We start from the raw sequence: 11,142 nt of genomic DNA, 5'->3' as shown, positions 1-11,142 counted from the left end.
GCGCCGGGCCGTNGAGCNCGGATTTAGTCCGCGCAGCGGACCGAGGCCCCTGGTCATGGGCCGAGTCCGTGCGATAGGCCCGGTGCCGCACTCAGGCACGCGCCCGGGACGCCTAAAGAAATCCATACTGCCATCAGCAAACGACCACCAAAAACCGTCCGCCTAAACGAGCGTTACGAAGAAGAAACCCGCCTCCGAGCCATAAACGCCTGCAATTCCCCGACGATGCCTCGCCGAAACGCCAGTACGCAGATGATGAAAATCAGGCCAATGACGATCGTGACCGATTCACCCAGTCGCAGGAACCAGTCATTGCCCGTCGCGTTGGCCATGAACCGCCCGAAGTCGCCGACTTTGTTTTCCAGCAGCACGACGATAAAGGCTCCCAGGATAGGCCCGGTCAATGTTCCCAGGCCACCGACCAGCGTCATCAGAATCACCAGCCCCGACATCTGCCACGTTGCATCGGACAGTGTGGCGGATACGAACACCAGTGTCTTTGTCGCGCCCGCGAGTCCGGCGATCGCTGCCGATAAAACGAAAGCGAGCAGTTTGAACCGGTCTACGTCATAGCCCAATGACAAGGCTCGCGGCTCGTTCTCGCGCAGTGCCTGCAGCACCTGCCCGAATGGCGAATGGACGGTGCGCCAGATGATGAAGTAGCCGATCGCAAAGATCCCCATCACCACGTAGTAGAGATTCAGGTCGTTGCTCAGATCGATAAAGCCCAGCAGCGTGCCGCGCGGAACGCGTTGCAGGCCGTCTTCGCCGCCGGTGAAGGGCGCCTGCAGGAAATAGAAAAAGACCATCTGCGCCAGGGCCAGCGTGATCATCGCAAAATAGATGCCGCTGCGGCGAATGGCCAACAAGCCCATGACGAGGCCGAGCGCGGCGGCGACAGCAGTGCCGAATATCAGGCCCAGTTCGGTGGGGAATCCCCATATTTTGATGGCATGTCCCGCCGCATAGGCTGCGCTGCCCAGGAATGCGGCATGGCCGAATGAGAGCAGGCCGGTGTATCCCAAGAGCAGATTGAAGGCGCAGGCAAATAGTGCATAGCACATCACCTTCATGGCAAAGATGGGATATACGCCCATGTAGGGCAACAGGGCCACAATGATGGCCGCCGCCGCGTAGCAGAGTAATTGGCGATTCATTTCTCTTTCCCAAATAACCCGGCGGGGCGAAGCAACAGGACGATGGCCATGATGATGAATACGACGGTGCTCGAGGCCTCAGGCCAGAACACTTTGGTCAGGCCTTCAATCACACCGAGCCCCAGGCCTGTGACGATGGCGCCCAGGATTGAGCCCATGCCGCCGATCACCACGACGGCAAAGACGACGATGATCAGGTTCGACCCCATCAGTGGCGATATTTGCAAGACCGGCGCGGCGAGGACGCCTGCAAAGCCAGCCAAGGCGACACCGAAACCATAGGTCAAAGTCACCATGCGCGGTACGTTCACGCCAAAGGCTTCGACGAGTTTGGGGTTTTCCGTGCCGGCGCGCAGCAGGGCGCCCAGACGGGTGCGTTCGATGACGAACCAGGTGGCCATGCACACGGTGATTGACGCTACCACGACCCAGCCGCGGTAGTTGGGCAGAATCATGAAGCCCAGATTCGTGGCGCCACGCAGGGCGTCGGGCGTGGGGTAGGGTTGGCCCGATACACCGTAAAAGCTGCGGAACAACCCCTCGATCAAGAGTGTCAAGCCAAAGGTCAGCAGCAACCCGTAGAGGTGATCGAGTTTGTAGAGATGTTTGAGCAGCAGTTTTTCGATGATGATGCCGAACAGGCCCACGACGATCGGCGCGAGGATCAGCATGATCCAGTAGTTCAGGCCGAAGTACGACAACCCCATCCATGCGACGAATGCCCCCAGCATGTACAACGAGCCGTGCGCGAAGTTGATGACGTTGAGCAGTCCGAAGATGACAGCCAGACCCAGGGACAGCATGGCATAGAACGAGCCATTGACCAGGCCCAGAAGCAATTGGCCCAGCAAGGCCTGTATTGGTATGCCGAATAGATCAGTCATGTGGCAAGAATCCTGCGCGTTCGGATGGATGCGTGCTAACTCTGAGCGCCCCGGTCCGGGTAGAGAGCCAGGGCGCCGCGAGGATCAGTGGATTACTTCTTGATGAGTTTGCAGGTTGATTCCGAGGGCTTGGTGTAGACCTCGTCGCCAGGAAGATTGGCGACAACCTTGTAGTAGTCCCACGGGCCTTTGGACTCTGCGGGCGTCTTGACCTGCATCAAGTACATTTCGTGCACCATGCGGCCGTCTTCGCGCACGTAGCCGTCTTTGGCGTAGAAATCGTTGATCTTGTTGGACTTCATCCATTTCATCAACGCATCGCCGTCGTCGGTGCCGGTGGCTTTGACGCCGTTCAAGTAAAAGGCGACCGAAGAGTAGTCGGCGGCTTGCAGGCTGGAGGGCTTGCGTTTGACCTTTTCTTCGAACTTCTTCGACCAGGCGCGGGCTGCGTCGGATTGATCCCAGTACCAGCTGTCGGTCAGGTACATGTTCTGCGTGGCTTGCAGGCCCAGGGAATGGATGTCGTTGATGAAGATCAGCAGGCCTGCCATTTTCATGGTCTGCGTGACGCCGAACTCATTGGCGGCTTTGATCGAGTTGATCGTGTCGCCGCCCGCATTGGCCAGGCCCAGGATCTGAGCGCCAGAGGCTTGGGCTTGCAGCAGGAATGACGAGAAATCGGCAGTGGCCAGCGGCGCGCGCACTGCGCCTTTGATTTCGCCGCCAGCGGCCTTGACCACGGCGCTGGTGTCGCGTTCGAGCGCATGGCCAAACGCATAATCTGCAGTCAGGAAGAACCAGCTCTTGCCGCCGTTTTTCACGACTGCCGAGCCCGTGCCGCGCGCCAACGCGACGGTGTCATAGGCGTAGTGCACGGTGTACGGCGTGCATTGTGCGTTGGTCAGGTCCGATGCGCCCGCGCCGATGGAAATAAAGGGGCGTTTCTTTTCTGCTGCAACGGCTGCCATGGCCAGGTTGGTGGCGGAGTTGGTGCCGCCGATCAGAACGTCCAGGCCTTGTTGGTCGAACCATTCGCGCGCACGGCTCGAGGCGATGTCGGCTTTGTTTTGATGGTCTGCGGTGACAAGCTCGATTTTCTTGCCATTGATCTCACCGCCCGCATCGGCAATCGCCATGCGGATGGCTTCGACACCGGCCGGGCCATCGATGTCGGAATAGACACCCGACATGTCAGTGATGAAACCGATGCGGATGACATCGCCGGAGATACCTTGTGCCTGGGCGGGTAGCCCGGCCAATCCCAGACCCGCTAGGGCCAGCACGGCAGTGATGTGATGCAGCTTCATGGGATGACTCCTTTGCTTCTCTTTTATGGATGCCGTCAATGCGGCGAACGACAGGATTCTTATACGCCCAACAGTTCGTTCAACGTATCCTGTTTCTCTTGAAGTTGATGGGCCTCGAAGTGCTCGACGATCTGGCCGTGTTCCATGACATAGAAACGATCAGACAACGGCGCCGCAAAGTGGAAGTTCTGCTCCACCATCACAATGGTGTACCCGCGTTGTTTCAAGGCGGTGATCATGCGGGCGAGGGCTTGCACGATGACGGGGGCAAGCCCTTCGGATATTTCATCCAGCAACAGCAGATTGGCACCTGTGCGCAAGATGCGTGCTACGGCCAGCATCTGCTGTTCGCCGCCGGATAGACGCGTGCCCGGAGAATTGCGGCGTTCCTGCAGGTTGGGAAACATGTCGTAGATTTCGGCTAACGACATGCCGCCGCCGAGCGCACCGCCGACGGCGGGAGGCAATAACAGGTTTTCTTCGCATGACAGGCTGGCAAAGATGCCGCGTTCTTCGGGGCAGTAGCCGACGCCGAGATGCGCGATCTTGTAGGTGGGCAGATCAATCGCCTCGGTGCCGTGAATCCGGACCGAGCCTTTGCGTGAGCCCGTCAAGCCGAGGATCGCTCGCAGGGTAGTCGTACGGCCTGCGCCGTTGCGCCCCAGGAGGGTGACGACTTCGCCTTGACCTACCTTTATATCTACGCCATGCAGGATATGCGATTCGCCGTACCAGGCCTGCAAACCGGAGATTTCGAGGGCGAGCGTACTCATGCGTGTGCTCCTTGCAAAGCTCCTTCCGTGGTGCCCATATACGCTTGCATGACTGCGGGGTGGCGCGACACCTCTGCGTAGGGGCCTTCTGCCAGTACTGCGCCGCGCGCCAGTACGGTGATGGTGTCGGCGATGGACGAGATGACGTTCATGTTGTGCTCGACCATCAAGATCGTGCGGCCTTCGCTGACGCGTTTGATCAACTGGGTCACGCGGTCTACGTCTTCGTGGCCCATGCCCTGCGTGGGCTCATCCAGCAACATCAGTTCGGGCTCCATGGCCAATGTCGTTGCAATCTCGAGTGCGCGTTTGCGGCCGTACGGCAGGTTGACCGTGATCTCGTTGGCGAACGCGCCGAGATCGACTTGTTCCAGCAGCGCGAGCGCCGCCGCATTGAGTGAATTCAGTTGTTTCTCGCTACGCCAGAAATGAAATGACAAACCTGTCTTGCGCTGCAGGCCGATGCGTACGTTTTCCAGCACGGACAGGTGCGGGAATACGGCCGAAATCTGAAACGAACGAATAATGCCGCGCCGCGCAATTTGCGCAGGACGGTCGCGGGTGATGTCAGTGCCGTTAAAAAGAATCTGGCCCTTGGTCGGAGCGAGAAATTTCGTCAGCAGATTGAAGCAGGTGGTTTTGCCCGCGCCGTTCGGGCCGATCAACGCGTGGATTTGCCCGCGCTTGACGCGCAGATTCACCCCGTTGACGGCAACGAAGCCGAGAAATTCTTTCGTGAGGCCTTTTGTCTCCAGGATTATGTCATCCATGCTCGCGGCACCCGCATTATCTTTTTTAAGAGTTGCGGCGAGTATGCGCATCTACGGTTGAAAATTCCATGAGGGTTTTTCATAGGTATTGCAATGCGGCATGACGCATTGTCGGCCAGCCGACAATGCGCTGGCTGGATACCGGGAATAATCAACAGTTACAAGCAAATAACCCCGCCATCCAAAGGGGTGGCGGGGTTATGTCTGCATTATTGCAGTGGTGTTTTATGTTTGTATTCGCACAAATCCGCAATGCCGCATTGCGGGCATTTGGGTTTGCGTGCGACGCAAATATAACGGCCCAACAAGATCAGCCAATGGTGGGCGTCCTGCATGTATTCGGCGGGGACGAATTTGACCAATTTGTTTTCGACTTCGAGCACATTTTTGCCCGGGGCGATGCCGGTGCGATTGGATACCCGAAAGATATGCGTATCGACTGCCATGGTCGGCTGACCAAAGGCAGTATTGAGCACGACGTTGGCGGTTTTGCGGCCGACGCCGGGCAGGGCTTCGAGGGCCTCGCGCGTTTGCGGGACTTCGCCGCCGTGCTGTTCGAGCAGCAGCCTACAGGTGGCGATCGCGTTTTTCGCCTTGGTGCGATAGAGGCCGATGGTCTTGATGTATTCCGATAAACCTTCTTCGCCGAGTTCAACCATCGCCTTGGGCGTACCGTAGCGCGGGAAGAATTTGCGCGTGGCGATGTTGACGGATTTGTCGGTGGCTTGGGCCGACAACAGCACCGCGATCAACAATTGAAAGGGGGTGTTGTACTCGAGCTCGGTCGTGGGGTGTGGGTTGGCGGCTTTGAGGCGTTCAAAAATGGCCCGGCGTTTTGCAGCGTTCATATTCAGGTAGAGGCAGTACGGCGTGCGCGGGCGCGCGCCAGGGCGGACTCGATGGCCGAGCGCTTACGCGTTTCGTCGTCGGCGCTGATGGCTGGAGGCTGTGCGGCGGGCAGCGGCGCCGGGCTGTCTAATTCAGCCGATGCGGCCATGAGCCGCTCGTTGTGCGCCGTTTCGCGCGCCAGGCGCAATTGCCGTGTCCGATGACGTTGGCGGCCCGCCTCTGCGTCGGCGGGTGTCCAGGCCCGGTTGGCGGGCACCATGTCGATGCAGTCCACAGGGCATGGCGCGACGCAGAGGTCGCACCCTGTGCACCAGTCGGTGAGTACGGTGTGCATGCGTTTGTTGGCGCCCACGATCGCATCGACCGGACAGGCGCGAATGCACAGCGTACAGCCGATGCAATGCGCCTCGTCGATGCGCGCGACCAGCAGCGGGCCCGGTTCGCCGCGGCTCTGATCCAGCGGCAGGACGGCGGTGTGCAGCAACGCAGCCAGGGCTGCAATGCCATCGTCACCTCCCGGAGGGCAGCGATTGATGGGCGCTGCGCCATCGGCAATCGCCTGGGCGTAAGGTCGGCAACCGTCGTACCCGCACTTTGTGCACTGTGTCTGAGGCAGCAGGGCGTCGATACGGTCGGCAAGAGTAAGACAGGACATGGCGGAAAAACGGAAACAGGGCATGCTGACGATTTGGACCTGGCGCAATGCCGCTACCGAACCGAGCACATGAGCCCGGCAACGACGTGGGCGTACACGAACGTAGGTGAACACAGGCGGCCCGGAGGCCGCCCCATCAGTCGTCAGGCTTGCGAGGCAATCGTTACACGTCAGGGCTATGCCTGACGGATGAACTCCGCAATTTTAGGACAGATCAGCTCGCGCCACCGCCGGCCCGAGAAAATGCCGTAGTGGCCGCAGCCTTTCGCGGTGTAGTGCTGTTTGCGTGCCGCCGGAATGCTACTGCATAGCGAGATCGCCGCGCGCGTCTGGCCCTGGCCAGAAATATCGTCCAATTCCCCTTCGATGGTCAGCAAGGCGACTTGCTTGATGTCGGCAGGTTTGACGGTCTGTTTGCCAACCTTCCAAGTGCCGTTGGGCAACTGGAATTCCTGGAACACGATGCGTATGGTGTCGAGATAAAACTCGGCGGGCATGTCCAATACGGCGTTGTATTCGTCGTAAAAGCGCCGATGGGCCTCGGCATCGCTATCGTCCCCGCGCAGCAGGTCCAGGTAGAAATCGTAGTGCGATTTGAGATGGCGATCAGGATTCATCGCCACGAACCCGGCATGCTGGAGAAAACCGGGGTAGACCCGGCGGCCTGCACCCGGATAACGGGCAGGCACGGTGTCGATCAGCTGGCTTTCGAACCAGGAATGGGGCTTGGTCGTGGCCAGGCGATTGACCTGAGTGGGGGACTCGCGCGGATCGATCGGGCCACCCATCATGACCATACTGCGCGGCTGGTGGGCGTCGCCTGCGGTGGCCATCAGGGACACGGCCGCCAGTACTGGCACCGTCGGCTGACAGACCGAGATCACGTGAACGTCCGGGCCCAGATGACGGATGAAGTCCTGGATATAGCGAACGTAGTCGTTCAGATGAAAGGGGCCGGCCGCCAGCGGGACCATGCGGGCATCGACCCAGTCCGTGACGTAGACCTCATGATCGGGCAGCAGCGCACGAACGGTGTCGCGCAGCAGGGTGGCATGGTGGCCGGATAGGGGCGCGACGAGCAGCACGCGCGGATCGTTGCGGCGCACGGCGCGTTCGAAATGCACGAGGCGGCAAAACGGCTGCGCCACGGCCACGGTTTCTTTGACCTCGACGTGTTTGCCGTCGATCTGGGTGGCGGGCAGTCCCCAGGCCGGCTTTTGATATTCCTTGCCCAGCCGGTGTATCAACTCACAGCTGGCCGCCAATTGGCGCGAGAGCGGGGTATAGGCCAGCGGACTGTACGGGTTGGAAAATAATTGCGAGCTGGCGTCGGTGAATGCAGCAAGAGGCGTCAGGAATGCTCGCTGCATTTCATGTAAGTGATACAGCATCTAGGCGAGGGTCCTTTAACTGAGCGGGGGCAGCAGAGCTGGCCAAAGCGTCCATGAATGAACCGGGACTATCCGTCGGAACGCGTCCAGACGTCGAATTGATTATTACTATTTCGAGTAAGGATATATCTATTGCGTCTGGCAAGTTGGGCACAAAAGCGCGAAATTTGTCCCTAAAAAACAACATTTTGCCGCGAAGGGCGCGTTACCAGTAATTTTCGACGGCCAAATTTCCGGGGATACCGCGCCGGCCAGGCGCAAATCCTCGTGCTGCGAGCAGTTTGCGGGCCTCGCTGAGCATGGCTGGATTGCCGCACAGCATGATCTTGGACTGCTGGGCGTCCAACGGTATGCCGACGAGTTGCTCGAGGCCCCCGTTTTCGATCAAGGTCGTCAGCCGTGCCTGAGGCATCCCCGGGATGGTTTCGCGCGTGGCGATAGGCAGGTAGATCAGTTTGCGCGGATCTTCCTTGAAATAGTCCGCGTAGGCGGGCTGCTGCGACCAGTTTTCGATCTCGTCTCGATAGGCCAGCTCGGTGGCGGATCGCACGCCATGGACCAGAACAATGCGTCGAAATGCCCGCCACGTTGCAGGATCGCGCAGGATGGATAGATAGGCCGACAGGCCCGTCCCCGTGGCCAGCAGCCAGAGGTCACCACCCTGAGGGAACCGCTCGATGGTCAGAAAACCAAAGGGCGTCTTGTCGACGTAGAGGGCATCACCTGCGCGCAGTTGCGCCAGCCGTGGGCTGAATTGCCCGTCCGGCACCACGATGGAATAGAACTCGAGTCGGTCTTCGTGAGGGGCGGAGACCATGGAATAGGCACGCCACAGCGTGGGCTCCCCGTCCGGGTCGTTCGCCTCTGGCAGCCCCACGCGCGCGAACTGTCCGGCCTGAAACGTAAAGGCCGGATCGCGGGTCACGTGTACCGAGAACAGTTTTTCGGGGACCCATGTCTGTACATGGGTGACGGTTTGGCGCGTGTACTTGGATTCTGTCATCTAGAACGTAGTCGGGCGTGCGGCAGCGAGTGGCGCGGCCGAGCCTGGCCTATTTTTCCAGGAGTTCCAGCTTGCCTTCCTTGCCATTCCAGTCGTCGGCATCGGGCAGCGGCTTTTTCGCGCGGCTGATGGGAGCGAATTCGGGCGTCAGCTCGGCGTTGATCGCGATGAACTTTACCTGGTCCTGGGGCACGTCTTCTTCGGCGTAGATGGCGTTGGCAGGGCATTCGGGGATACAGACTGCGCAGTCAATGCACTCGTCGGGGTCGATGACCAGGAAGTTGGGGCCTTCGCGGAAACAATCTACCGGGCACACGTCGACGCAATCGGTGTACTTGCATTTGATACAGTTTTCGGTAACGACGTGGGTCATTCGGGGCTCCGCGGACAAGCAACAGCTTTTTTGAATTCTTAAGATTTTACCCATATGCAGCCCACGAGGCGATGATAACCCTGGCTACGGTAGTGGCGAGGCCTCTGGCTGGGGGAGGGGCGGGGGGCTGCTTATGCTATGGTGTGGAAAAAAATCGGCTTGACGAACCCCTGCGCGCCCGACGCGCGTCATCATGATAATTACTTCACTGCTTGACACCGATCTGTACAAATTCAGCATGATGCAGGTGGTGTTGCATCACTTTCCCGCTGCACAGGTCGAGTATCGCTATAAATGCCGCACGCCCGGCGTGAATTTGCAGCCGTATCTGGACGAGATCCGTGCCGAGGTGCACGCGCTATGCCAGCTGCGGTTTACCGATGCCGAATTGCAGTACTTGGGTGGGTTGCGCTTTATCAAGAGCGATTTTGTGGATTTTCTGCGCTTGTTCCACTTGCCCGAGCGCTGCATTTTCATCGGCGAGGGCGATCAGCCCGGCGAGATATCGATCACGGTGAAAGGTCCGTGGCTGCATACGATCTTGTTCGAGATTCCGGTGCTGGCCATCGTGAACGAAGTCTATTTCCGTAATACCCGTCGGGACCCGGATTGGGACGAAGGCCGCAAACGCCTGCAGTCGAAGATGCATCTGGTGTTGGATGATCCCGCGTTGGCCGATTTCCGGGTGGCCGAATATGGGACCCGCCGGCGCTTTTCCAAGCAGTGGCACGAGGAAATCGTGGCGACGATGAAAGCGCAGATGGGCAAGCATTTTGCGGGCACCAGCAATGTGCTGTTGGCGATGGAGCACAACGTGTTGCCACTGGGCACCATGGGCCACGAGTATTTGCAGGCCTGCCAGGCATTGGGGCCGAGACTGCGCGATTCGCAGGTGTATGCATTGGAGGTCTGGGCGAAAGAGTACCGGGGCGACTTGGGTATTGCGCTATCGGATGTCTATGGCATGGACGCGTTCCTGCGCGATTTCGATATGTATTTCTGCAAGCTGTTCGATGGTGCGCGGCATGACTCGGGCGATCCTTTTTTGTGGGGCGAACGATTGCTGGAGCACTATCGGAATAATCGTGTCGATCCACGCGCCAAGACGCTGGTGTTTTCCGATTCGCTGACGTTTCCGCGTGCGATCGAGCTGGCGCGACAGTTTGCGGGGCGTTGCAAGGTGTCGTTCGGGATCGGTACGAATCTGACGAATGATTTGGGCCACGAGCCGCTGCAGATTGTGATGAAGATGGTTCGCTGCAATGGCCAGCCGGTGGCGAAAGTCTCGGATGCGCCGGAAAAGACGATGTGCGACGATCCGGCGTATCTGGCGTATCTGCGCCAGGTGTTTCAGCTGCCGCCGGCTTGAGCGGGTGATTTTTTTGCCGCCGGCGCAGCGTGTTTTTTTGCCGGGCCGTTTGAAGGCTAGGCATTTCTTTAACGTACTCTTTGGGGATGTTTGATGAGTGGTATTAAGCGCGTCAATGTGGAAAAGCGTCTGTCCGATATGGCCGTGTATAACGGTGTTGCGTATTTGGCAGGTCAGGTGCCGGATGATGCTTCGCTGGATATGACGGGGCAGACGGAACAGGTGTTGGCGACGATTGATCGTTTGCTGGCTGAGGCGGGCACCGACAAGACCAAGATTCTGATGGCGCAGATTTTTGTGGCCAATATGAAAGAGTTTGACGCCATGAACAAGGCGTGGGATGCGTGGGTGCCGGCGGGCAATGCGCCTCCGCGTGCCACGGTCGAGGCGCGTTTGGCTAATCCTGACTTTAAGGTCGAGATTGTGGTGACTGCTGCTGTGGCTTAAGGAGGGGCACTGCGCTTCTTTCTTTTGAGGTAGTGATGGGCCGTCGTGTGGGAATGCGCGATGGCTCTTTTTGTTTTTTGGTAGCGTTGTTGGTGTTTAGGACGAGGTAGGGGTTCTATTGGTCGTCGAGCCGAGGCAATCGGCCCGGCCGGGCTTCACAAAGT

General features: G+C 59.0%; 12 protein-coding genes. 2 read left to right on the top strand and 10 right to left on the bottom strand.

From position 1 onward, the window contains the following. Window positions 1-173: 173 nt before the first annotated feature. The 10 genes from ACNA0I_RS26550 to fdxA form a co-directional block, all read right to left on the bottom strand. Entirely contained in the window at window positions 174-1,157 is a 984-nt protein-coding gene (locus tag ACNA0I_RS26550) for a branched-chain amino acid ABC transporter permease (RefSeq protein WP_415809019.1), read from the bottom strand. Beyond that, a complete protein-coding gene (locus ACNA0I_RS26545; RefSeq protein WP_415809018.1) occupies window positions 1,154-2,041 on the bottom strand; it encodes a branched-chain amino acid ABC transporter permease in 888 nt (295 codons plus the stop codon). Before ACNA0I_RS26545 ends, ACNA0I_RS26550 begins: the two co-directional genes overlap by 4 nt. A 92-nt stretch (window positions 2,042-2,133) precedes the next feature. Then, window positions 2,134-3,348, bottom strand: a complete 1,215-nt coding sequence (locus ACNA0I_RS26540) for an ABC transporter substrate-binding protein (protein WP_415809017.1) — start codon at window positions 3,346-3,348, stop codon at window positions 2,134-2,136. 59 nt (window positions 3,349-3,407) lie between these two features. Then, complete coding sequence (locus tag ACNA0I_RS26535) at window positions 3,408-4,121, bottom strand: ABC transporter ATP-binding protein (RefSeq protein WP_094820203.1); 714 nt, start codon at window positions 4,119-4,121, stop codon at window positions 3,408-3,410. Next, window positions 4,118-4,891: an ABC transporter ATP-binding protein gene (locus ACNA0I_RS26530; protein ID WP_094820722.1), complete on the bottom strand. Its 774-nt coding sequence runs from the start codon at window positions 4,889-4,891 to the stop codon at window positions 4,118-4,120. The genes ACNA0I_RS26535 and ACNA0I_RS26530 overlap by 4 nt, the downstream gene beginning before the upstream one ends. A 209-nt stretch (window positions 4,892-5,100) precedes the next feature. Then, window positions 5,101-5,739 carry an endonuclease III gene (gene nth, locus ACNA0I_RS26525; RefSeq protein WP_415809016.1) on the bottom strand — a complete coding sequence of 213 codons (639 nt, stop codon included), beginning with the start codon at window positions 5,737-5,739 and terminating at the stop codon, window positions 5,101-5,103. Window positions 5,740-5,741: 2 nt separating this feature from the next. Further along, window positions 5,742-6,395, bottom strand: coding sequence for an electron transport complex subunit RsxB (rsxB, locus tag ACNA0I_RS26520; RefSeq protein WP_415809015.1), 654 nt, complete (start codon window positions 6,393-6,395; stop codon window positions 5,742-5,744). Window positions 6,396-6,571: 176 nt separating this feature from the next. Then, window positions 6,572-7,786: a polyhydroxyalkanoate depolymerase gene (locus ACNA0I_RS26515; protein WP_415809014.1), complete on the bottom strand. Its 1,215-nt coding sequence runs from the start codon at window positions 7,784-7,786 to the stop codon at window positions 6,572-6,574. A gap of 205 nt (window positions 7,787-7,991) precedes the next feature. Then, on the bottom strand, window positions 7,992-8,789 hold the full coding sequence (locus tag ACNA0I_RS26510; RefSeq protein WP_415809013.1) for a ferredoxin--NADP reductase: 798 nt from the start codon (window positions 8,787-8,789) through the stop codon (window positions 7,992-7,994). Between the two features lie 49 nt (window positions 8,790-8,838). Further along, entirely contained in the window at window positions 8,839-9,162 is a 324-nt protein-coding gene (fdxA, locus tag ACNA0I_RS26505) for a ferredoxin FdxA (protein ID WP_415809012.1), read from the bottom strand. 193 nt (window positions 9,163-9,355) lie between these two features. Between fdxA and pncB the strand changes: the two genes are divergently transcribed. Together pncB and ACNA0I_RS26495 are read left to right on the top strand one after the other, a co-directional pair. Next, on the top strand, window positions 9,356-10,531 hold the full coding sequence (gene pncB, locus ACNA0I_RS26500; RefSeq protein WP_415809011.1) for a nicotinate phosphoribosyltransferase: 1,176 nt from the start codon (window positions 9,356-9,358) through the stop codon (window positions 10,529-10,531). A gap of 93 nt (window positions 10,532-10,624) precedes the next feature. Further along, the gene (locus ACNA0I_RS26495; RefSeq protein WP_094820210.1) at window positions 10,625-10,978 is read left to right on the top strand and encodes a RidA family protein; all 354 of its coding nucleotides are present in this window, start codon (window positions 10,625-10,627) and stop codon (window positions 10,976-10,978) included. The last annotated feature ends 164 nt before the right edge of the window (window positions 10,979-11,142 follow it).

Source organism: Bordetella muralis, assembly GCF_965139205.1.
In the GTDB taxonomy this organism is placed as follows: Bacteria; Pseudomonadota; Gammaproteobacteria; order Burkholderiales; family Burkholderiaceae_B; genus Bordetella_A; species Bordetella_A muralis.
This window is presented reverse-complemented; position numbering and strand designations above follow the sequence as displayed.

Excerpts from the sequence above, each read along its gene's own strand:
- ACNA0I_RS26550 (WP_415809019.1), bottom strand. The coding sequence starts at position 1,157 with ATGAATCGCCAATTACTCTGCTACGCGGCGGCGGCCATCATTGTGGCC.
- ACNA0I_RS26545 (WP_415809018.1), bottom strand. The coding sequence starts at position 2,041 with ATGACTGATCTATTCGGCATACCAATACAGGCCTTGCTGGGCCAATTG.
- ACNA0I_RS26540 (WP_415809017.1), bottom strand. The coding sequence starts at position 3,348 with ATGAAGCTGCATCACATCACTGCCGTGCTGGCCCTAGCGGGTCTGGGA.
- ACNA0I_RS26535 (WP_094820203.1), bottom strand. The coding sequence starts at position 4,121 with ATGAGTACGCTCGCCCTCGAAATCTCCGGTTTGCAGGCCTGGTACGGC.
- ACNA0I_RS26530 (WP_094820722.1), bottom strand. The coding sequence starts at position 4,891 with ATGGATGACATAATCCTGGAGACAAAAGGCCTCACGAAAGAATTTCTC.
- nth (WP_415809016.1), bottom strand. The coding sequence starts at position 5,739 with ATGAACGCTGCAAAACGCCGGGCCATTTTTGAACGCCTCAAAGCCGCC.
- rsxB (WP_415809015.1), bottom strand. The coding sequence starts at position 6,395 with ATGTCCTGTCTTACTCTTGCCGACCGTATCGACGCCCTGCTGCCTCAG.
- ACNA0I_RS26515 (WP_415809014.1), bottom strand. The coding sequence starts at position 7,786 with ATGCTGTATCACTTACATGAAATGCAGCGAGCATTCCTGACGCCTCTT.
- ACNA0I_RS26510 (WP_415809013.1), bottom strand. The coding sequence starts at position 8,789 with ATGACAGAATCCAAGTACACGCGCCAAACCGTCACCCATGTACAGACA.
- fdxA (WP_415809012.1), bottom strand. The coding sequence starts at position 9,162 with ATGACCCACGTCGTTACCGAAAACTGTATCAAATGCAAGTACACCGAT.
- pncB (WP_415809011.1), top strand. The coding sequence starts at position 9,356 with ATGATAATTACTTCACTGCTTGACACCGATCTGTACAAATTCAGCATG.
- ACNA0I_RS26495 (WP_094820210.1), top strand. The coding sequence starts at position 10,625 with ATGAGTGGTATTAAGCGCGTCAATGTGGAAAAGCGTCTGTCCGATATG.